Raw genomic sequence first — 20,406 nt, 5'->3', positions numbered from 1 at the left:
GGGTCGCTTCGCAACCCAACGGGGGCAAGCCCCCTCGCCACAGTTAAAAGCGCCGCAGGTATTCGATCTGCTCGCGATGCGCCACATCCTGCACCACCGGCCGCAACCGCACGGACGCCCCCGGCAAGCACTGCGCCAATCGCGCCAGCGCCAACGGCGTCAACGCCCCCAGGCGCGGATAACCGCCAATGGTCTGCCGATCATTGAGCAACACGATCGGCTGCCCGTCGGGTGGCACCTGCACCGCACCTAGCGGTATCCCCTCGGAAATCATCGGTTTGCCCTGATACTGCAACGCGGTGCCCAACAGGCGAATGCCCATCCGGTCGGCACGGCTGTCGAGGTTCCACGCGCTGTTGAAGGCGTCGAACAGACTCTGCCCGCTGAATTCACCGATCTGTGCACCGAGGACCAGGTCCAACGGAGTATCAAGGTTCAGGTCCGGCCGCTGATCCGCGGTCAATTCGCGCAGCAACATCACCGAGTTGCCCGAATAGCTCAAACTCGCGCCTTTACCCAGCGCATGGCCCATGCCATCCAGACCGCCGAGTTCCTCGCGGATCACCGTCGCGCTACTGCCCAACACCTTCGGCGCATCAAAACCACCCGGCGCCGCCAGATAGGCCCTGGCACCAAGCAACGGCTGGGTGAATTGCAAACGCTGGCCTTTGTGCAACCGGAAACTGCGCCACGGCGCCAGCGCCTCGCCGTCTACCTGCGCGCCGAGATTCGCTCCGGCCAAGGCCAGCACGCATTCCTCCTCGGCCACGACGGTAAACCCACCGAGGGTGATTTCGATCACCGGCGCGTCCAGCCCGTTGCCCAGCAGCCAGTTGGCCCAGGACATCGAACGCCAATCGGCCGCGCCACCCTGGGTCACGCCCAGATGCCGCACGCCGAATCGACCGGCATCCTGCAACAGGCACAACGGCGTGCTCGCTTCAATCATCAGACGGCTCATGCCTGCGCCTCCAGAGGCGTATCGTCACCGCCCAGGTTAATGAACTCGGCATGGCCGACGGCTTCGAAGCGCACCGTATCGCCCGGCTGCATCAGGCTGTAGCCGTCACGGTTGCGATCGAACAATCGGGCCGGCGTGCGGCCGATCAGGTTCCAGCCGCCCGGCGACACCACCGGGTAAGCCGCCGTCTGCCGTTCGGCGATGCCGACACTGCCGGCGGCGACTTTCTTGCGTGGCGTGCTCAGGCGCGGTGCGGCGAGCACCTCTTCCACCAGCCCCATGAAGGCGAAGCCCGGCGCAAAGCCCAGGGCGAACACCTGATATTCACGCTCGCTGTGCCGACGGATCACCTCCTCCACCGCCAATCCGCTGCGCTGCGACAGCAGGCTCAACTCCGGTCCGACGCTCAAGTCGTACCACACCGGCAACACATGACATTGGCCGCGGGCATGCGCGTTGGGCGACAGGTCGATCAAGGCTTCGGCAATCAATTCCCGGGCCTGGGCGGGACTCAGCGCGGTCAGGTCGTAATGCACCATCAAGGTCGTGTAGGACGGCACCAGATCGATCAGATGCCCGGCGAATGCCGTGCGCAGACTTTCGCTGGCCGCCAGCATCCACGGCATGTTGGCTTCGGCAATCTCATCGAACAGGCGCACCATCAGGCAATCCAGCGCCACCACTTCCACCCGCAACTTCATGACGCGATCTGCCGGTTCAAGGCTTCACGGATGCGTTGCACGGCTGCGACCGAACTGGCGTTGTCGCCGTGCACGCAAAGGGTGTTGGCCTGCAAATGCAAGGCGCTGCCATCGCTGGCGGTGAGCGGACCGCCACGGGCAATGGTCAGCGCCTGCTCGATGATGGTTTCCGGGTCGTGATGCACCGCTCCCGGCAGTTGTCGCGAGACCAGCTTGCCGGCGCTGTCGTAAGCCCGATCGGCGAAGGCCTCGAACCACAGGGTCACGCCGTATTCATCGCCCATTTGTTGGGCGGCGCTGTTGTCGCGGGTTGCCATCAGCATCAACGGCAGGTTGCGGTCATAGGACGCCACCGCTTGCAGCACGGCGCGCAGCTGGGCCGGGTTGGCCATCATGTCGTTGTACATCGCGCCATGGGGTTTGACGTAACTGACCCGGCCACCCTGGGCCCGGCAGATGCCGTCAAGGGCGCCGATCTGGTAATGCAGGATGTCTTGCAGTTCCTGGGTGGCATAGGCCATGGAACGCCGGCCGAACCCTACCAGGTCCTGATAGGCCGGATGCGCGCCAATTTGCACACCGTGGCTGAGGGCCAGGCTGACGGTCTTGCGCATGATGCTCGGGTCACCGGCGTGAAAACCGCAGGCGATGTTGGCGCAATCGATGAAGGGCATGATTTCTGCGTCCAGACCCATGGTCCAGCTGCCGAAACTCTCGCCGATGTCGCAGTTCAATAGCAGGCGGCTCACTCGGAACACTCCTGTAGGCTTTATTCTTTTTAGCTGCGGGACATATCTATAAGACAGGCCCGCAGGTTATCAGTTACTGGGCGTCGAGTTGCTTGCCACGGGTTTCCGGCAGGCTCAGGGCCGCGAGGATCACCACACCGTAGGACACCGCCGCAAAGGCGCCAATGCCGACACTCAGCGGCACGGTCTGGCTGAGCAGGCCGATCAACAGCGGGAACAATGCCGCCAGCGCCCGGCCGATGTTGTAGCAAAAACCCTGGCCCGAACCACGAATGCGCGTCGGAAACAGCTCGGTCAGGAACGCACCCATGCCACTGAAAATCCCCGAGGCGAAGAAGCCCAGCGGAAAGCCCAGCCACAGCATCACGCCGTTGCTGACCGGCAGTTGGGTGTACAGCAAGACGATGGTGAACGAGCCGACGGCGAACAGGATGAAGTTCTTTTTACGTCCGAGGATGTCGGTCAAATAGGCGCTGATGACATACCCCACGTAGGAACCGACGATCACCATCGCCAGATAACCGCTGGTATTGAGTACGCTCAAGCCGCGTTCATTCTTCAGAAAAGTCGGTAGCCAGGACGTGATCGCGTAGTAACCACCCAGCGCGCCGGTGGTCAGCAACGAAGCGCGAATCGTGGTGAAGAGCATACCGGGGGCGAAGATCTCGTAGAACTTCGACGGGTTGCTCGGCTCCTGTTTCGCTTTGGCTTGACGATAGATTTCCGGGTCCTTGACCAGACGGCGGACAAAGATCACGAAAATCGCCGGCACGATGCCGAGGATAAACAGCGCGCGCCAGGCGTCTTCCGGAGGCAATACCGAGAACAGCAGCGCATACAGAATCGCCGTCAGCCCCCAACCCAGCGCCCAGCCCGATTGCACCATGCCGACGGCCTTGCCGCGGTCCTGGGCACGAATCACCTCACCCATCAGCACCGCGCCGGCCGTCCACTCGCCGCCGAAACCGAAGCCCATCAACGTGCGGGCAATCAGCAGTTGCTCGTAGCTCTGGGCAAAGCCACAAAGGAAGGTGAAGAAGGCAAACCACAGCACCGTCAGTTGCAAGGTGCGCACGCGACCGATGCGGTCGGAGAGAATCCCCGCCACCCAGCCACCGATGGCCGAAGCGATCAACGTGCTGGTATGAATCAGCCCGGCCTGGCCGGTGGTGATGCCCCACATGGCAATCAGGGTCGGCACCACGAAGCTGAGCATCTGGGTGTCCATGCCATCCAGGCCATAGCCGATCTTGCAGCTCCAGAAGGTGCGGCGTTCCTGCTGATTGATGTTGCGATACCAGTCGAAAGGTCCCGGACGGGCCGAGGCTTTCGGGATGGCGGTGGTGTCGGGCGCACTCATGGCAAATCTCCGCGCTTATTTTATTGGTATTGTTCTGAGCCCCGACGACGCCTATCGTGGGAACCGGATGCGTCGATTCTTGGACGCGCGCCCCTGCTGCGTCCAACTAATAAAAACCCGCCTTAGCCATAAGAAATCTTTATCCCATGAACCTGAAGTTTCTCGAGACCTTTGTCTGGGTCGCCCGACTCAAGAGTTTTCGCCTGACCGCCGACAAGCTCTTCACCACTCAGGCCTCTATTTCCAGCCGAATTGCGGTGCTTGAAGGCGAGCTTGGGGTAAAGCTGTTCCTGCGGGATTCGCGCGGCGTGAGCCTGACACCCGAAGGCCTGAAAGTGCTCGATTACGCCGAGCAGATGCTGGACACCATGCAGGCACTCAAGCAGTCGATCGAGACCCGTTCGAGCAAGGCCGGACGGGTGCGCATCGGCGTGATGGACACGGTGATCCATACCTGGCTCAGCCCGTTGGTGGCGCAGATGACCGATCACTACCCGCTGGTGGAAATCGAGTTGGTGGCCGATACATCGCTCAACCTCTGCGATCAGCTGCAAAAAGGCTTTCTCGATGTGATCCTGCAGACCGACCTGCTGCGCCAGGAAAGCGTGCGCAGCCTGGAACTGGCCAGCCACCCCATGGGCTGGATTGTCGCCAGCAACTCCATTTACAACCGCGAGTATTCAGGCATCGCTGACCTGGCGGGCGAGCGGATCATCACCTACTCGAAAAACTCCCACCCGCACCAGGAAGTGCTCGCCCTGATGCAAGCCAACGGTGTACTGGCGCCGCGACTGAACTGTGTGAACTCGGTGTCGGCGATTACCCGGTTGTTGCGCGATGGCTTTGGTATCGGCGCCTTGCCACCGGTGCTGGTGGCCGAGGAACTGGCGCGGGGCGAGTTGACCTTGCTGGACATTGATCAGCGACCACCCGACCTGCAGGTGGTGGTGTCGTGGCGGGTGGGCGTAGAGTGGGTCGAGGAGATTGTCGCGCTGTGTCAGCAAGTGCTTGAGGAGTATGCGCAGAAGGTGGGTGAGGACTACATCACCCTGGCTGACTGAACGCACCCTGTGGCGAGGGGGCTTGCCCCCGTTCGGCTGCGCAGCAGTCGTAAACCCAGCAAACGCGGTACACCTGTAAACCGGAGTGCCTGGTTTTGGGGCTGCTGCGCAACCCAACGGGGGCAAGCCCCCTCACCACAGGGACCAGGCAGTATTACAACCCGCGCAAATCCCGCTCTTCGATTGGCCGGCTCTGGCGCAGACGCCTGCCGCCCAACACCACCCAGTCAATCAGGCGAAACAGGCATTCGATCCCGAACGACAGCAGCAACGCGCCGCTCATGCCCCAGATCATCGCTTCAGGCGTCAACAGGATCTGGTAGCTGTAGCCATTCCAGGTTTCCTTGCGGATGTCCGGATCAGCGGCCAGCACCACTTGCAGGAAGCGGATGTACCACGGCCCCTGCATTGCCTGGAATTGCTTGTCCAGCGCCAGCTGGCGGGTCAGCAGGTTGCTCAGGCTGTCGGCATCGCTGCGAAAGATCGGATCTTCGCTGGCGCGGTAATGGGCCACCAGGGCCTGCATGTCACCCTTGAAGAACTGGTTGGCCGTACCTTGAAACCCGCTCAGGCTGGCCTGCGCTTCAATCAGATGCGCTTCGACTCGCTTGGCGTAATCGTTGATGAACCCCGGCACCTGGACACCGATCAACAGGCCCGCGGCAAACAACACCAGCCGTAGATAACTGAGCAACATGCAAGGAGTCCTTATTCGGTCATGCCCTGGCTGACGCATTCGCCGCGTCGCCACAGGCTCCATTGACCCGGTTCGTAGCGGGTCCAGGTTTCGTTTTCGGTCAGGGGTTCGGTGGCGATGACAGTGACCACATCATTTGGCGTGGTTTCGGCCTGAAAATCGACGATCACGTCGACATCCTTCAAGCGCGCCGGGCCAAACGGTGCGCGACGGGTGATTTGCGCCAGCTTGGTCGAGCAATAGCAGAACAGCCAGTCGCCATCGCTGAGCAGGCAATTGAACACACCCTTGCTGCGGTATTCGGCGCAAGCGGCCACCAGGTCCGGCAGCAGTTCTTCGACCTCGACCGGCTCGGGGAACGCCGCCCGTACGCGGTTAAGCAAATCGCAAAATGCCGCTTCGCTGTCGGTATCGCCAACGGGGCGGTAGAAACTGGTCGTTGGCTGAAAGTCAGCCAACTGGCCGTTATGGGCGAAACACCAGTTGCGCCCCCACAGTTCACGGACGAACGGGTGAGTGTTGGACAGGCAGACCTTGCCGACGTTGGCCTGGCGGATGTGCCCGATCACCACTTCACTCTTGATTGGATAGCGTTGCACCAGGTTCGCGACTTCCGACTCGCAGCTCGCCGCCGGATCCTGGAACAGCCGCAGCCCACGGCCTTCATAGAAGGCAATGCCCCAGCCATCGCGATGCGGGCCGGTGCGTCCGCCGCGCTGCATCAGCCCGGTGAAGCTGAACACGATATCGGTCGGGACATTGGCACTCATGCCCAATAACTCACACATGCTCGGACTCTCGCTCAATCGCAGGGGCAAGGTTACAGACGGGGTTCCACTCGCATCCGCTGAGGATTGCTCGGCACGGGTGGACGACCGTAACGATCATCGCCGGCACCGCCGAATGGTTGATCATCCTCACGCTCGTCGGCGCGGACGGCGGCCTTGGTGGCAGCCTCACGTTCCTTGCGGGCGTTGGAAGCGCGCTCGATGGGGAAACGGATCGCCACCAGCACCAGATACAGGCCGAACGCGATCATGCCGTACATGAACAGATCGGAAATCGCCCGCCAGGCGTTGTTGCCGACCTTGAACAGCAGGTCGAGCGCGGTAATGGCGATGGCCGGTGCGACTTTATCCTTGACCGGGTCAATGATGGTCGGGCTGAACAGGAGCACGGCCATCACCAGGCGCAGCGGCTCTCGTAGCCAACGCCACATCCAGCGGGTCAAGCGCATCCACACCAACAGGCAGCCCAAAGCGGCAAAGGCGTAGAGGCCCCAAGCGATCAGATAGTCGTTCTCGGTCATGGTGTCCATGGCAAGGCAGGCAAAGAGGCGCTTATGATAACGGCTTTTCGCCCGTCAGGCTGCATCAAGACATAGAACCCTGTAGGAGCGAGCTTGTGTGGCGAGGGGGCTTGCCCCCGTTCGGCTGCGAAGCAGTCGTAAAACAGGCACCGCGTTATTGACTAAACATCGCAGTGACTCGTTTTAGGGCCGCTTTGCGACCCAACGGGGGCAAGCCCCCTCGCCACAAAAGCTCGCTCCTACAAGGTCTAAACCCTATTCCGTACACTGCTCGAGAGTCCTACATGCCCCTATCCGCCAACATTCACGACGCTCCGATTGCCCACAAGGCTGAAGGCTCCGACCCGTATGCCTGGCTGCAAGAGCGCGACACCGATGCAGTGCTCGACTATCTGAAAGCCGAAAACAGCTATCAGGAAACGCAAACCGCCGACCAGGCCGGGCTGCGCGAAACCCTGTTCGAGGAGATCAAGGGGCGGATTCTCGAGACTGATTTGTCCCTGCCCTCGCCGTGGGGACCGTATCTGTACTACACCCGCACCACGGCGGGCGATGAGTACGCCCGGCACTACCGCTGCCCGCGTCCGGCCGATGACAGCCTGACCCTCGACGAAAGCCGCGAACAACTGTTGCTGGACCCCAACGAACTGGCCAATGGCGGCTTTTTTTCGCTTGGGGCGTTCAGCATCAGCCCGGACCATCAGCGCCTGGCCTACAGCGTCGACTCCAGCGGCGACGAGATTTACACGTTGTTCGTGAAGGAGTTGTCCGACGGCCGCGTCAGCGAACTGGGATTCCAGGACTGTGACGGCAGCATGACCTGGGCCAACGACAGCCTGACGCTGTTCTTTGGCGAACTGGACGACACCCATCGCCCGCATAAGCTGTATCGCTATCGTCTGGACGGCACGGCGGCCGAGGAAGTGTTCCATGAGCCGGACGGTCGCTTCTTCATGCATTGCTACCGTTCAAGCTCCGAGCGGCAATTGTTGCTGTCCGTGGGCAGCAAGACCACCAGCGAGGCCTGGGTCCTCGATGCCAACCAGCCGCAGCAAGCCTTTACCTGCATCGCGCCACGGGTCGAGGATCATGAGTACGACGTCGACCACGGCGTACTCGACGGTCAATGGACCTGGTTCATTCGCAGCAACCGTGACGGCATCAATTTCGCCTTGTACACGGCCATCGACACCGGCGTAGCACCCACCGAAGCCGACTGGCAGAACCTGATCCCCCACAGCGACACGGTGATGATCGACGGCATCAGCCTGAACACCGGGGCCATGACCCTGAGCCTGCGGGTTGGCGGTTTGCCGATCATCGAGGTGCACCCGCAAGGCCTGGCGCCTTATCGCGTGCAATTGCCGGATGCGGCCTACAGCCTGCACGTGCAAAACAGCCTGGAGTTCGAAAGCGAGCGGATTCGCCTGCGCTACGAAGCGCTGAACCGTCCGGCGCAAATCCGTCAGCTTGAACTGGCAACCGGCGAGCAGAAAGTCCTCAAGCAAACCCCGGTGCTCGGCCCGTTCGATGCCGACGCCTACGTCAGCCAGCGCCTGTGGGCCACTGCGCCGGACGGTACACAAGTGCCGATCAGCCTGGTGATCAAGCGCACAGACCTCGGCAAGCCGGTGCCGCTGTACCTCTACGGCTATGGCGCCTATGGCGAAAGCCTCGACCCATGGTTTTCCCATGCGCGCCTGAGCCTGCTGGATCGCGGCATGGCGTTTGCCATTGCCCACGTGCGCGGCGGTGGCGAACTGGGGGAAGCCTGGTATCGCGCCGGCAAGCAGGAGCACAAGCACAACACCTTCAGCGACTTCATCGCCTGCGCCGAACACCTGATCACCCAAGGCTTCACCACTGCCCCGCAGTTGGCGATCAGCGGCGGCAGCGCCGGTGGCCTGCTGATCGGCGCGGTGCTCAATCAACGGCCGGAGCTGTTTGGCGCCGCCATCGCCGAAGTGCCGTTCGTCGACGTACTCAACACCATGCTCGACCCTGACCTGCCATTGACCGTCACGGAGTACGACGAATGGGGCAACCCTGAAGAACCGGACGTCCATGATCGGATCAAGGCCTACGCCCCGTACGAAAACGTCAGCGCGCAAGCTTATCCGGCGACCCTGGTGATCGCCGGCTACAACGACAGCCGTGTGCAGTATTGGGAAGCCGCCAAGTGGGTGGCGAAATTGCGCGCGACCAAGACCGACAGCAATCCGCTATTGCTCAAGACTGAACTGGGTGCCGGGCATGGCGGGATGAGCGGTCGATATCAGGGATTGCGTGACGTGGCGCTCGAATATGCGTTTTTGTTCAAGGTATTGGGCATTGCCTGAGGAACTTGGCGCGGTGTGCCGGTCTTAACTCCGCACACCGTTGGCCGATACAACACAAAACCCCTTGTGGGAGCGGGCTTGCTCGCGAAGAGGGAGTGTCAGGCAACATAAATGTCGACTGTCACACCGCCTTCGCGAGCAAGCCCGCTCCCACAGAGGGGCTGCAGTGACTACAAATTCAAGCCAGTAACAGACACAACAATAAAGACCGTGACGACATGCCTGAATCAACCTTTCTGAACAACGAAATTCGCGACTGGCTGATGGACTGCGGCCTGTTCAATCAATTGCTGCCAGCGGACTTCGCCGCGGCGTCGGGTTACTTCAGTATCAGCACCATTGCCCAGGGCGAGGAAATCTTCCAGGAGGGTGATGCCGGCAGCTTCATGTGCATCATCCACACCGGTCAGGTGGCGGTGCAGAAAACCACCGCTGACGGGCAACGCGTCACCATCGCCACCTTGCGCAGCGGCCGCTCGTTCGGCGAGATGGCCGTGCTCGACGGCGAACGGCGTTCGGCCAGTTGCGTAGCCGCGAGCGATTGCCAGTTGCTCAACCTGGGCAAGGACTCGCTGGAAAAAATGCTCAACGACGCACCGAAAATCGCCGCCAAGACCATTCGCGCCCTCGCCGTGTCCCTGTCCAAGCGCCTGCGCATGGCCGACGGCCAGTTGCTTTCGCAGCAGGTCTAGCCGCCCGGCGACTTGGGTTTGGGCGGATTCGGCTCAATCCCCGGCACGGGCTGGTCCTTGGTCGGCGGGCTCGGCATTTCAATCGGCACCAACGGCGGGCCACTACTGCCGGGGCCGACTTTAGGCAAAGGCGCCGGGCTGATCTGCGGATACGGCGTGGGCGTCGCAGTGCCGGGCGAACCGGGCATCGGCGCGGGGCTGACGGGAATCGATTGCAGCTGTTGAGCCTGTACTGCAGTTATCGAGAGCGCGGCCAGGGCAATGACCGTTAGAATGGTGCGCTTCATCAATGGCTCCGTTGGCCTTGTCGTCATAAACAGGCTACTCCCAACTGCGTCTGTTTGCCCTCCCGAGTTCTGCCAATTTTCTTCAAGTGAGCCCCATGAAACGTTTCGTTCTGCTGGACACCACCCCCATTCCTGAAAACGGCGGTGCCCTGTGCCTGTTCGAATATGGCGAGGATTTCGTCATCAAGATCCAGGGTGGCGATGGCGGACAATTGATGAACACGCGCATGCACGGCTCCGAAGATGCCCTGGCCGAGATCCCGTGCCGCAAGGTCGCCGGCCGACCGAACTCACGGGTGCTGATCGGCGGCCTGGGCATGGGTTTCACCCTCGCTTCGGCGCTCAAGCACCTGGGCAAGACCGCCGAAGTGGTGGTCGCCGAACTGGTCCCCGGGGTCGTTGAGTGGAACCGTGGACCACTGGGCGAGAAGGCTGGCAACCCGCTGCTCGACCCGCGGACGGTGATTCGCATGGAAGACGTGGCCAAAGTCCTGCAAGCCGAACCCCAGGGCTTCGATGCGATCATGCTCGACGTCGACAACGGCCCCGAAGGCCTGACCCAGAAAGCCAACAGCTGGCTGTATTCCGCTGGCGGCCTGAGCGCCTGCGCCAAGGCCCTGAGACCAAAAGGCGTGCTGGCCGTCTGGTCGGCCAGCGCTGACCGGCAATTTTCCGACAAACTGAAGAAAGCCGGGTTCAAGGCCGAGGAAGTGCAGGTCTTCGCCCACGGCAACAAGGGCACCCGCCACACCATCTGGATTGCCGAGAAGCTCAAGGGCTAGGCTAAACTTCACCCTATAACCGTCATTAGTCATTCTACAAAGGTGAACCCATGAGTTCGTCCACCCCGACCAACACTTCGAAGCTGGATCGCATCCTCGCCGACAACCAGCGCGACAAGGAAATGGGCTACCGCGACAAGGCCCTGAAGATGTACCCGCACGTCTGTGGCCGCTGCGCCCGTGAGTTCTCCGGCAAGCGCCTGAGCGAACTGACCGTGCACCACCGCGACCACAACCACGACAACAACCCGCAGGATGGCTCGAACTGGGAATTGTTGTGCCTGTACTGCCACGATAACGAACACTCGCGCTATACCGACCAGCAGTATTTCGGCGAAGGCTCGCTGAGCACGCCGAAAATCGCCAAGGCCACGCATAACCCATTTGCGGCGTTGGCCGGGTTGATGAAAAAAGAAGACTGAAGACTCATCGGCGTCCCGACCGGCCTCTTCGCGAGCAAGCCCGCTCCCACATTTAATCTGTGCCAGACACAAAACCAATGTGGGAGCGGGCTTGCTCGCGAAAGCGATCGCCCTGGCACCACCAATCTCCAAACTGACCACTGCCGCCCAATCCCCGTATAATCGCGCTTTTTTCCCGAAAGGCACCCCGCTCGTGGCAGACAAACGGTACAGCTGCATTGGTTTGTATAACCCCAAATCACCGGAGAACGTCGGTTCGGTGATGCGCGCCGCTGGCTGTTATGGCGTGGCGTCGGTGTTCTACACCGGCAAGCGCTATGAGCGCGCCGCCGACTTCGTCACCGATACCAAGCGCGTGCACTACGACATCCCGCTGATCGGCATCGACGACCTGAAGAAAATCCTGCCGCTCAACTGTGTGCCCGTCGCCGTGGAACTGGTCGAAGGCGCCCGCCCGTTGCCCGAATACACTCACCCGGATCGCGCGCTCTACATCTTCGGCCCGGAAGACGGATCGCTGGATAAAGAGATTCGCGACTGGTGCGAAGACGTGGTCTACATTCCGACCACCGGCTGCATGAACCTGGCCGCCACGGTCAACGTCGTGCTCTACGACCGCATGGCCAAGGGGCTCAATACCCGCTCCGGGCCAAAATTCCGCTGAATCGCCGCACATCCGATTGAACAAGCGGCCTGCCCACGCAGTCAGCTTGATTATCGATCACAGAAGCCTGGAGACAGACCATGAGCGAACTTAAACGCGTCGAGCGTATCGAATCCACCCCGTTCCAGAGCCCTTCCGAGCAGAACGTGCAGGGCTGGGAACGCATCGGCTCCCTGGCCGGCGGCGTAGTGATGGTGGGCAAGGGCCTGCGGCGTGGCGGGATCTTTGGCCTGATCCAGGTGGCCATCGGCGGCGTGGCCCTGGCGCGCGGTATCACCGGCCACAGCTCGGCGAAAAGCCTGCTGGAAAAAGGCCGTCAGGACATGGACAACGTGCGGGCGAAAATCCAGCGGGCGGGTGAGGAACTGAGCCAGTTGAAGGCCAACGCCGAGGCGGCGACCAAAACGGCCACCGTGACTGGCAATGATTCCTTGAAGTCGCCGAAAGCTGGGGTTTGAACCAAAAGTTTTGGTGAGACTACTGGCCTCATCGCTGGCAAGCCAGCTCCTACATCGATTTTGTGAACGCTACGGATCAAATGTGGGAGCGGGCTTGCTCGCGAATGGCGGTATTACTGAATCAACTCGGTACTCAACACCTTCGAAGACCCACCGATCACGCTCTCGCTGAGCTGAACAAACGCCTGGGTATCGATATCCCCCAGCCGCATTGCCCCGCGCAATACGTCGTCCAGCGACCGCTTGTTATGGGTTTTCAGGCGAATCTCGCCGTCCAGTTCCTGCAGCAACACCACCGCCCTGGCTACCTGCGCCGGGCTGACTCGCTCGCCGCGCAGCGTGGTGACTTTCTGTGTGTCCCTGACCAGCTTGCCGTGCAGGCTTTCGTAGCGTTCATCACTGATGCCGCCAGCCCGACGCACCAGTTCGATGGCGTAATACTCGGCAAAACCTTCACTGATCCAGTCGCTGCGCTGGGTGCCATTGATCCGTCCGGACACCTGGGCCAACTCACGGACCAACGCACTGCTGCCACTTTCGTTGACCAACGGCAGGTGACTGCTGAGATAGATCGACTCGTGCGCCGACTGGCTGCCGCGCCACATGGGGTCATTGGCCCCGACGATCAGCAGCTTGCCAGGGTGGCGCGGATACAGCGCCTGCACTTGCGGCCAGACGAAGGTCAGCAGGGTCAGCACATCCATACGGCGCATCCCCTGCCCCAGCGGCGAGGCGACGGTGACTTCAGTCTCGCCCAGACGAGTCCGGCGGCTGCCAAGCTGGCCGGCGAGCATCCAGCCCGTGGGCCGGTCGAACAGTCGGGAGGGGTTATCGATACGAAATTTGTTCTTGCCGATTCGTGGCCAGGCGGTTTCAACGCTTTTCCAGCCAGCGGGCAGCTCGAATTCGAGGCGTGAAACCAGTTCGGTGCCATCCTGTTGATCGAGCCTGGCGGCCGGCACCAGATCGTCGCCGCGCATCAACGCCCAGTTTGGCGTCATGCGCGTGTCGAAGCTGCCGTTCTTGCGCCCGTGGCTGATTTTCACGCGGTAGGTCAGGCTGGCCTTGTCGGCCGCCGGGCGCCAGACACCGCGAGTCGCTTTGCCGGGTGTCAGTAGCCATTGGCCGTCGACCTTGAAATCGCTGTAGTGGCTGCCGTCGCCGAGGTTGAAGTCCAGGCTGCGTACCGCCGAACCCTGGGCGAGCGTCAGGCGCACTTCGGCCTGATCGCTCTGCGGCAACAGGCGCACGTGATAATCCAGATTGACCTTGTTCGCGGCCCATACGGGCGAACTCACCGCCAGTAATCCAACGATCCACGCCCGCCGCCATCCCACAGCCATACACACTCCTTCGTGAAAGGTTGAGTCTCAGGCAGTCAACCCGCGCGGAAAATCAGGTGATCTTCCCAGTCATCTTCCGGCACGCTGCCCTCGGCGAGCATGCGCCCGGACTGGGAAATCCGCTCGTGATGCACGGCATCGCGATCACCGCACACCAGGTGATGCCACAACGGCAGGTCCTTGCCTTCGCTGACCAGGCGATAACCGCAGGTCGGCGGCAGCCATTTGAATTCGTCGGCCTTGCCCGGCGTGAGCTGGATACAGTCCGGCACGGAGTCACGGCGGTTAGGATAGTCCTTGCACTGGCAGGTTTTCAGGTCCAGCAGCTTGCAGGCGATGCGCGTGTAATAAACGCTGTTGTCGTCTTCGTCTTCAAGTTTTTGCAGGCAGCACAATCCACAGCCGTCGCACAGCGACTCCCATTCCTCCTGATCGAGTTGATCGAGGGTTTTGCGTATCCAGAACGGTTCTACTTTGGCGGCCATGGTTCGAGCATCGACATCAGGTGGTGAAAAGGCCGCCAGTCTAGTGCCCGAAGCCCCTTGGGCCAAGCATTGGCGACTGTCGGTAGATCGGGCTTGTCAGTTTTTGCGCTGGCAAGTAGCTTTGCCAATCGCAAGGAGCCTGACCTGCGTGCCATTAACGCTCAACCGCGTTGCATTGCGGTGAACTGCCACGGCTCTCGAAAAACCTCACGGCCCGGCTCAACCGTGCCCACAGTTTTCGGACGACCCTCACTTTCAAACGTAGCAAGGAATCCCTTGATGAGTGCCAACCCACGCGTTGCCGATTACGCTATTCACCCACAGTTCACCGATCGCTGGTCGCCCCGCGCCTTCACTGGCGAAACGATCCCTGAGGAAACCCTGCTGAGCTTCTTCGAAGCCGCGCGCTGGGCACCCTCGGCCTACAACTCTCAACCCTGGCGTTTCCTTTACGCACGTCGCGACACGCCGAACTGGGAGCGTTACCTGGGCCTGCTCAATGAATTCAACCGCAGCTGGGCGCAACATGCTTCGGCCCTGGTGATCGTGATCTCGAAAACCACCTTCGCCGTGCCTGGCGCCACCGAAGAAACCCCGGCCCTGTGGCATACCTTCGACACCGGTTCGGCCTGGGGCCACCTGGCCTTGCAAGCGAGCCTGAGCGGCTGGCACACCCATGGCATGGCCGGTTTCGACCAGGAACTGACCCGCAAGGAGCTGAGCATTCCTGAAGGCTACGCCCTGCACGCCGCCGTCGCAGTGGGCAAGCTGGGGGACAAGGCAAGCCTGGCGGATTACCTGCAAGCCCGTGAAGAACCGAGCCCGCGTCGTCCGTTGAGCGAGCTGGCGGCTGAAGGTGACTTCACCCTCTAAGCCACTGCACAAAACATTGTGGGAGCGGGCTTGCTCGCGAATGCGGAGTGTCAGTCGACAAGTTCAGTGACTGACACCCTGCATTCGCGAGCAAGCCCGCTCCCACATTTTTGATGGCGGTGAATCAATACCCGCGATCGAAATCCACTTCTCCGCGCAACGCTTCTCCCGCCTGATACGCCCGCAGGTTTTCGACAAACAGCTTCACCATCAGTGACGGCGAAGTCGGTGCCGAGCTGTGGCCGGTCAGCAACAGGCCCCAGGCGGTCCAGAATGGATGACGCTGTGGCAAGGGTTCCTGACGGCAGACGTCAATCACCGCGCCCGCCAGATGCCCTTCCTTCAAGGCTTCCACCAGATCCGCATCGACCACTGCCACACCGCGCCCGGCGTTGATGAACAACCCGGTCGGCTTGAATTGCTTGAACAGCGCCGCGTCGTAGATATCGTGGGTGTCCGGTGTGTTCGGCAACAGGTTGACCACGTAATCGACTTCACCGACCAGCCGTGGCAGATCCGCCAGTGAACCGACTTCGATAAACGGTGCCTGTTCCCGCGCGCTGCTGGCAACGCCATACAACTCGACGCCAAACGGCAAGAGGAACTGCGCGACACTTTGACCGATATCGCCCGTGCCGACGATCAACACCTTGCGCCCCGACAGGCTCTGGCCATGGCGACTGTCCCATTTGCGCTCGACCTGGCTGACCAGCCGCGCCAGCACTTCACGTTCGTGACCGAGCATATAGGTGAGCACGTACTCGGCCATGACCTGGCCGAAGATGCCGACGGCACGCGTCAGCTGGTAGTGCCGTGGCAAGCCGTCGGCCAGCAGCGGCGTAATGCCAGCCCAGGTCGATTGCAGCCATTGCGGTTGATGCCCCTGGCGCAACAGGGTCGCCAGCAAATCAGGCTGGCCGAGCCACACCGGACAATCGGCGGCCTGACTGGCCAGTTCGGCGGAATCACCGCTGGTCAGCACCTCCAGGTCCGGTGCCGCCTCGCGCAACAGTTGGGCGTACACGGGGTGGTCGTGTTCAGCAATCAGGACGCGCATGCTTCAAACCTTTCAAAAACGGTGCAGACGACAGCCGACAGAGCCGTGCTCCGTCGATGCTGCCATCGCTAAAATCGATCAGTGTTTCATAACCACTCTGAACAGAGCCTGTCTGCCGCTCACATCGGATCGTTGCGGCGCAACAATTCTTCCGGCAAGTGCTCGATGTACTCGTCTTCGGCAGGCGGCATTTGCAGGTGATAACCCTGTTTGTCGAGGTTTTCCAGCACGACCTCGATGTCCTCGCGCGACAGCTTGCGCTCGGGGCTCAGCACCAGGTCGAATGCATGGATGGCCTTGCCGAAGGCTGCCATCAGGGGATCCGGCACGCGCTCCAGAGCATCGCTCTTGAGCACGTACAGGTACATTTCGTTTCTCTTCGAGCTGCGGTAGATGGAACAAATACGTTTCAAGGCTGTTCTCCGGCGGTGGCCAGGCTGTCGAGCAGCGCCTGGCCCATCAATTCGCGACGCCAGCCACGCAGCGAATCAGGCAATTGGTAGGGACCATTGGGGAAGCCGCTCTTGAGCAGCGCTTCCAGGGTTTTCTTGCGCAGCATCAGTTCCGGGGCGATGTTCAGGCGCTCGGCCTCCGCCTGGCCGATGGCCTTCAGTTGCTTGAGCAGCGCGGCGGCATCCACTGGCAACGGCTCTGGCACGGCTGGCGGCCATTGATCAGGCGACACACTGCCAGAGCGCTTGATCAGATCAAGCAGAAACTCGCCGTCCTGACGCACGGTACGCGGGTGCATGTCTTCGATTTTCGCCAGGGCGCCAAGGTTATCCGGTTGCGTACGCGCCAGCGGCCACAGCGAATGCTCGCGGACAATCCGGTTGCGCGGTAGGTCACGGGCCCGGGCTTCCTTTTCACGCCAGGCGCACAGCTCACGCAAAACCGCGAGTTGGGCGCGGGACAGCTTCCAGGCCAGCTTGGCATCGCGATAGACCTCGTACGGGTCGATCTCGCGGCGCAGGTTGGCCACCAGTTCAGCGCCGTCTTCCAGGACCCAGGCGTACTTGTCGTTCGACAGCTTTGGGCGCAGCCTTACGAAGACTTCAGCCAAATGCACGGCATCTTCCGCGGCATAGCTGATCTGCGTTTCGGAAAGCGGACGCTGCAGCCAGTCGGAACGGGTTTCACCCTTGGGCAGGTCGATGCCGAGCACTTCCTGCACCAGCCGCGAATAGCCCATGGAAAAACCGAGGTTCAGGTAAGCGGCGGCCAGTTGGGTATCGAACAGTGGCGCCGGCAGGCTGCCGGTCAGGCGTAGCAGGACTTCGAGGTCTTCGCTGCACGCGTGGACAACTTTGACCACGGCCGGGTTTTCCAGCAACGCGGCCAATGGTTGCCAGTTGTCGATGGTCAGCGGGTCAATCAGGTAGGCGCGCTTGCCATCACCGACCTGCAGCAGGCCAGCGATCGGGTAGAAGGTGTCGACCCGCATGAATTCGGTGTCGAGGGCAACGAATGGCAACTGCTGCCACTCGGCACACAAGCGTCCGAGGCTATCGTTGTCGCGAATCCAGTGAATATCGATGGCCACACGGCTCTCCCTTGAAGAATGGCGCGCAGTATATATCGCCCCCGGCGATTTCCGCGCATCCACTGAACAAGAGCGTTAGCGAAAATTACTGCGTGATATGAAGAATAGTCCGACAACGTCGCGCTAGCTGGTCTTACCCAGCACGTAGATCCGCATCCGCGCACAACCGGGGAAGAAGTCCTGATGGCTGAGCAGACGGAAACCCGCCTGCCTGAACTCGCTTTCCACCTTGGTCTTGCTGGGCAATGGCCCTTCCATCTCCGCACCCGCGCCCTTGAAACGACCGTCAAGGCGCACCGCGACAATCACCGTATCGCGACTGACCCGATAAAACTCGCCCAGCATCGCCAGACGATGTTCCGGGTTGGTGAGGTGCTGAAACAGTTGCATGCAAAAAATGCAGTCAACCGCGTTCTCCGACAAACCAATCGTGAATGCGGAGCTTTGAAAGGTCTTGATCCGCTTCAACAGACTCTTCGGGTGGTGTGTGAGGGCATGATCGAGGATGTCCTGGGACGGATCCGTCGCCAGGATCACCCGATTGGCATGTTCGGCCAGCACCGGCCAAAAACGCCCCACACCGCAAGCCACATCAAGGATCAGCCCCGGTTCGCCGGCGACCTTGAGCGCGTTGCGCACCAGACGCTCCTCACGCCAAAGCACCAGACGTCCGGTCAGGCCAGGCGCTTGCGGCTGAAGGCAGACGCGCGCGTGCTCCTGGTCGTAGCGCCGGGCAATCTCAAGCTCGATGGCGGACGGGGGCTGAGCGGACATGTGCAATGGCTCTTGATAAAGGTTCTACAGGCCGCAGGACGGCGGCCACCGCGTGAAACAAAATCGGAGCACTCAATCTTTGGCCAACACGCCGTCGGACACTGGGCCACGACAACCGGCAAACATGTCCAGATCCTGGTTGTAGACCTTGCTGTTGACTTCCAGCAGCCCAAGCATCGAATGGAACAGGTTGTCCTGGCTCAGGGGCTTTTCACGACTCTGTTGCAGGCAATGGGTATCTACCGCAAACGACTTTTTATAGCTGTCGGAGAACCAGGCAAACATGGCCACATGCTTTTGCTGCTCCGGTGCCAGCATGTAAGGCGTGCCGTGGAGGAACAAGTTGTACTCACCCAGGGATTCGCCGTGGTCCGACAGGTACAGCATCGCGGTATCCACTTTGTCCTGATTGCTGCGCAGCAGATCGATCAAGGTCGACAGCACATGGTCGGTATATACCAGGGTGTTGTCGTAGCCATTGACGATACTTTCGCGACTGCAATTGTTCAGGGCATTGCTTTCGCAAACCGGGGTGAAGTGCTCGAACTCTTTCGGATAACGCTTGAAGTACTCCGGACCGTGGCTGCCCATCTGGTGCAATACCAATACCGTGTCCTTGTCCAGGCTATCGATGAAATGTTGCAGCCCTTGCAGGAGGATTTCGTCGCGGCATTCACTGTTGGCGCACAGCGTTGGGTCTTTCAGATTGCTGACGTCCTGAACCGTGACGCGATCGCACGTACCCTTGCAGCCAGACTGGTTGTCACGCCAGATCACGTCGATACCTGCATGCTTGAGCACATCCAGCAGGCCTTCTTCATTCTTTGCCTTGCTGGCGTTGTAGTCCTTGCGCCCCATATTGGAGAACATGCAAGGCACCGAGACGGCGGTTTCAGTACCGCAGGAGTGCACATCGGTGAAGGCGATCAGGCCCTCTTCCTTACTCAGTTTCGGCGTGGTGTCACGGCTATAGCCAAGGATGCCGAAGTTCTCCGCCCGGGCACTTTCACCCACGACAAGAACGGTCAGGGATTTGCGCCCGTGAGTTTGCCAGGCCGGATTGCGCTGGGCATCTTCACCGAGTTTGACAAAGGGCTGGCGTGCCGTCGCTACTTTCTCGCGCAAGAGACCCGCCGAGGCACCAATGTAGTTGCTTGGCACCACCATCAGGCGCAATTCGTGATGATTGCGAAACAGTGAAGACAGGCCTTGATAGTTAACCAGCGCAACACCACCGATCACCGCCACCGAAGCAAAAGTCACCAGAACTTTACTGAGCAGTTCACGGTGCCAACGTCGATAACTGATTGGAGTCTTCCACAACAGCCAAGACGGTAGAACTCCAAGCAGCGCAATATAAACAAACAACTTGAGCGACAGTAAGTCGCGAACTTCCGTGGCATTGGTTTCAGCAAAGTTACGCAACATGCCGGTGTCGATCAGAACACCATACTGACTCATGAAATACGCCACGCCCGCGCTGATCATGAACAGCAGGATCAGGACCGGCTTGAGTACCGGCCGGAATGCCAGCAGGGTCAATACAATGTTGAAGGCCGCGCAGATCATCACCCCGAAAGCCACGCGCATGGCGATGCCTTTACCATCGGATGCGGTGATTTCGAACAGGTGTTGCCAGAGCACAAAATTGAAGCAAATTAACAAAAATACGCTGGCAATCAGTGTCACCCATTCTGGGCGCACGGCTTTAATCTTAAGCATGAGGTTCGGCGGGTCCTGAAAAGAAATGTCTTCGGCAAATGTGAAAATTTCATTTACCGAGACAATTCTAATTTTAGGTAGCCAACCATCAATTTTTTGTGAAAAAGAAGCCAACAATTAGTTGGCT

At 60.6% G+C, this 20,406-nt stretch carries 23 protein-coding genes; 8 read left to right on the top strand and 15 right to left on the bottom strand.

What is annotated here, in order from left to right; all coding sequences use genetic code 11:
* Positions 1-43: 43 nt before the first annotated feature.
* From QMK54_RS07195 to QMK54_RS07180, 4 genes are all read right to left on the bottom strand, one after another.
* Positions 44-961 carry a biotin-dependent carboxyltransferase family protein gene (locus QMK54_RS07195; protein WP_320402265.1) on the bottom strand — a complete coding sequence of 306 codons (918 nt, stop codon included), beginning with the start codon at positions 959-961 and terminating at the stop codon, positions 44-46.
* Positions 958-1,662: a 5-oxoprolinase subunit PxpB gene (gene pxpB / locus QMK54_RS07190; RefSeq protein WP_110662041.1), complete on the bottom strand. Its 705-nt coding sequence runs from the start codon at positions 1,660-1,662 to the stop codon at positions 958-960. Before pxpB ends, QMK54_RS07195 begins: the two co-directional genes overlap by 4 nt.
* Positions 1,659-2,411: a 5-oxoprolinase subunit PxpA gene (locus QMK54_RS07185; protein ID WP_320402264.1), complete on the bottom strand. Its 753-nt coding sequence runs from the start codon at positions 2,409-2,411 to the stop codon at positions 1,659-1,661. Before QMK54_RS07185 ends, pxpB begins: the two co-directional genes overlap by 4 nt.
* Positions 2,412-2,484: 73 nt before the next feature.
* Positions 2,485-3,771 carry an MFS transporter gene (locus QMK54_RS07180; protein WP_110662043.1) on the bottom strand — a complete coding sequence of 429 codons (1,287 nt, stop codon included), beginning with the start codon at positions 3,769-3,771 and terminating at the stop codon, positions 2,485-2,487.
* Between the two features lie 146 nt (positions 3,772-3,917).
* Here QMK54_RS07180 and QMK54_RS07175 point away from each other — a divergent pair, with 146 nt between their 5' ends.
* Complete coding sequence (locus tag QMK54_RS07175) at positions 3,918-4,832, top strand: LysR family transcriptional regulator (RefSeq protein ID WP_110662044.1); 915 nt, start codon at positions 3,918-3,920, stop codon at positions 4,830-4,832.
* Between the two features lie 154 nt (positions 4,833-4,986).
* Here QMK54_RS07175 and QMK54_RS07170 read toward each other — a convergent pair whose 3' ends face one another.
* From QMK54_RS07170 to QMK54_RS07160, 3 genes are read right to left on the bottom strand one after another with little or no spacing between them, the layout of a single operon-like run.
* The gene (locus QMK54_RS07170) at positions 4,987-5,529 is read right to left on the bottom strand and encodes a DUF2937 family protein (protein ID WP_110662913.1); all 543 of its coding nucleotides are present in this window, start codon (positions 5,527-5,529) and stop codon (positions 4,987-4,989) included.
* An 11-nt stretch (positions 5,530-5,540) separates the two neighbouring features.
* Positions 5,541-6,317, bottom strand: a complete 777-nt coding sequence (locus tag QMK54_RS07165; protein WP_223591423.1) for a class II glutamine amidotransferase — start codon at positions 6,315-6,317, stop codon at positions 5,541-5,543.
* A gap of 32 nt (positions 6,318-6,349) precedes the next feature.
* The gene (locus tag QMK54_RS07160) at positions 6,350-6,847 is read right to left on the bottom strand and encodes an MFS transporter (protein ID WP_110662915.1); all 498 of its coding nucleotides are present in this window, start codon (positions 6,845-6,847) and stop codon (positions 6,350-6,352) included.
* A 275-nt stretch (positions 6,848-7,122) separates the two neighbouring features.
* Here QMK54_RS07160 and QMK54_RS07155 point away from each other — a divergent pair, with 275 nt between their 5' ends.
* Together QMK54_RS07155 and QMK54_RS07150 are read left to right on the top strand one after the other, a co-directional pair.
* The gene (locus tag QMK54_RS07155; RefSeq protein WP_223591426.1) at positions 7,123-9,177 is read left to right on the top strand and encodes a S9 family peptidase; all 2,055 of its coding nucleotides are present in this window, start codon (positions 7,123-7,125) and stop codon (positions 9,175-9,177) included.
* 218 nt (positions 9,178-9,395) lie between these two features.
* On the top strand, positions 9,396-9,869 hold the full coding sequence (locus QMK54_RS07150) for a cyclic nucleotide-binding domain-containing protein (protein ID WP_223591428.1): 474 nt from the start codon (positions 9,396-9,398) through the stop codon (positions 9,867-9,869).
* Here QMK54_RS07150 and QMK54_RS07145 read toward each other — a convergent pair.
* The gene (locus QMK54_RS07145) at positions 9,866-10,156 is read right to left on the bottom strand and encodes a hypothetical protein (protein WP_110662116.1); all 291 of its coding nucleotides are present in this window, start codon (positions 10,154-10,156) and stop codon (positions 9,866-9,868) included. The two genes, QMK54_RS07150 and QMK54_RS07145, sit on opposite strands and share 4 nt — an antisense overlap.
* Positions 10,157-10,251: 95 nt before the next feature.
* On the opposite strand from QMK54_RS07145, the gene QMK54_RS07140 reads away from it, so the two are divergent.
* The 4 genes from QMK54_RS07140 (at position 10,252) to QMK54_RS07125 (ending at position 12,482) form a co-directional block, all read left to right on the top strand.
* Complete coding sequence (locus tag QMK54_RS07140) at positions 10,252-10,938, top strand: spermidine synthase (RefSeq protein WP_007898703.1); 687 nt, start codon at positions 10,252-10,254, stop codon at positions 10,936-10,938.
* A 50-nt stretch (positions 10,939-10,988) separates the two neighbouring features.
* On the top strand, positions 10,989-11,360 hold the full coding sequence (locus QMK54_RS07135) for a YajD family HNH nuclease (protein WP_007944009.1): 372 nt from the start codon (positions 10,989-10,991) through the stop codon (positions 11,358-11,360).
* Positions 11,361-11,553: 193 nt separating this feature from the next.
* Positions 11,554-12,024, top strand: a complete 471-nt coding sequence (locus QMK54_RS07130; protein WP_007911337.1) for an RNA methyltransferase — start codon at positions 11,554-11,556, stop codon at positions 12,022-12,024.
* 80 nt (positions 12,025-12,104) lie between these two features.
* A complete protein-coding gene (locus QMK54_RS07125) occupies positions 12,105-12,482 on the top strand; it encodes a DUF2892 domain-containing protein (RefSeq protein WP_110662115.1) in 378 nt (125 codons plus the stop codon).
* Positions 12,483-12,595: 113 nt separating this feature from the next.
* Here QMK54_RS07125 and QMK54_RS07120 read toward each other — a convergent pair whose 3' ends face one another.
* Together QMK54_RS07120 and QMK54_RS07115 are read right to left on the bottom strand one after the other, a co-directional pair.
* Positions 12,596-13,825 carry a hypothetical protein gene (locus QMK54_RS07120; protein WP_223591430.1) on the bottom strand — a complete coding sequence of 410 codons (1,230 nt, stop codon included), beginning with the start codon at positions 13,823-13,825 and terminating at the stop codon, positions 12,596-12,598.
* A gap of 35 nt (positions 13,826-13,860) precedes the next feature.
* On the bottom strand, positions 13,861-14,310 hold the full coding sequence (locus QMK54_RS07115; protein ID WP_095945369.1) for a YcgN family cysteine cluster protein: 450 nt from the start codon (positions 14,308-14,310) through the stop codon (positions 13,861-13,863).
* Positions 14,311-14,589: 279 nt separating this feature from the next.
* On the opposite strand from QMK54_RS07115, the gene QMK54_RS07110 reads away from it, so the two are divergent.
* Positions 14,590-15,183, top strand: a complete 594-nt coding sequence (locus tag QMK54_RS07110) for a nitroreductase family protein (RefSeq protein WP_110658540.1) — start codon at positions 14,590-14,592, stop codon at positions 15,181-15,183.
* Positions 15,184-15,307: 124 nt separating this feature from the next.
* Here QMK54_RS07110 and QMK54_RS07105 read toward each other — a convergent pair whose 3' ends face one another.
* From QMK54_RS07105 to QMK54_RS07085, 5 genes are all read right to left on the bottom strand, one after another.
* Positions 15,308-16,240 carry a D-2-hydroxyacid dehydrogenase gene (locus QMK54_RS07105; RefSeq protein WP_320402263.1) on the bottom strand — a complete coding sequence of 311 codons (933 nt, stop codon included), beginning with the start codon at positions 16,238-16,240 and terminating at the stop codon, positions 15,308-15,310.
* A gap of 119 nt (positions 16,241-16,359) precedes the next feature.
* Complete coding sequence (locus QMK54_RS07100; RefSeq protein WP_110658523.1) at positions 16,360-16,653, bottom strand: YcgL domain-containing protein; 294 nt, start codon at positions 16,651-16,653, stop codon at positions 16,360-16,362.
* Positions 16,650-17,783 carry a ribonuclease D gene (rnd, locus tag QMK54_RS07095; RefSeq protein WP_320402262.1) on the bottom strand — a complete coding sequence of 378 codons (1,134 nt, stop codon included), beginning with the start codon at positions 17,781-17,783 and terminating at the stop codon, positions 16,650-16,652. Before rnd ends, QMK54_RS07100 begins: the two co-directional genes overlap by 4 nt.
* Before the next feature lie 123 nt (positions 17,784-17,906).
* Complete coding sequence (locus tag QMK54_RS07090; protein WP_110658525.1) at positions 17,907-18,557, bottom strand: class I SAM-dependent methyltransferase; 651 nt, start codon at positions 18,555-18,557, stop codon at positions 17,907-17,909.
* A gap of 72 nt (positions 18,558-18,629) precedes the next feature.
* Positions 18,630-20,279 (bottom strand): phosphoethanolamine transferase, encoded by a 1,650-nt coding sequence (locus QMK54_RS07085; RefSeq protein WP_110658526.1) that lies wholly within the window; start codon positions 20,277-20,279, stop codon positions 18,630-18,632.
* Positions 20,280-20,406 lie beyond the last annotated feature (127 nt).

The sequence above is a fragment of the Pseudomonas sp. P5_109 genome (assembly GCF_034009455.1).
Taxonomy (GTDB): domain Bacteria; phylum Pseudomonadota; class Gammaproteobacteria; order Pseudomonadales; family Pseudomonadaceae; genus Aquipseudomonas.
Note: the sequence above shows the minus strand (reverse complement) of the source record. Positions and strands in the feature narration are given on the sequence as shown.